Source organism: Photorhabdus sp. RM71S, from assembly GCF_042879355.1.
Classification (GTDB): domain Bacteria; phylum Pseudomonadota; class Gammaproteobacteria; order Enterobacterales; family Enterobacteriaceae; genus Photorhabdus; species Photorhabdus kayaii.
Genome location: NZ_JBHFKV010000241.1, coordinates 1 through 310, shown reverse-complemented (window position 1 = coordinate 310; position 310 = coordinate 1). Strand labels below are relative to the sequence as shown.

Sequence of the window (310 nt, the reverse complement as noted above, 5' to 3'; positions counted from 1 at the left end):
GGCAGGATTAAAAGAACTGTCTAATAAGCTGACTCAAATAAAGAAGCAAGTCCCGTTTGCCACTGCTCAGGCATTAACAAAAGTTGCCCGGCAGATCGAACAAGCTGAAAAAAAGGCGATAGAACGTAAGTTAGATAACCCAACGCCTTTTACTGTTAAATCTGTGGGTTCTGTTGGTGCGAGCAAGAGCAATCTAAAAGCTAAAGTGTTCGTGCGTGATATTGCAGCAAGTTATCTCACACCCTTTGAAGTTGGTGGGGTCCACAAGCTTAATAGCAGTGCGTTATTAAATCCAAAGAACATTAAATTA

1 pseudogene is annotated in these 310 nt (G+C 41.3%); it reads left to right on the top strand.

What is annotated here, in order from left to right:
- Positions 1-310 (top strand): annotated as a pseudogene (locus ACGF5R_RS24715) (hypothetical protein); the annotation flags it as partial.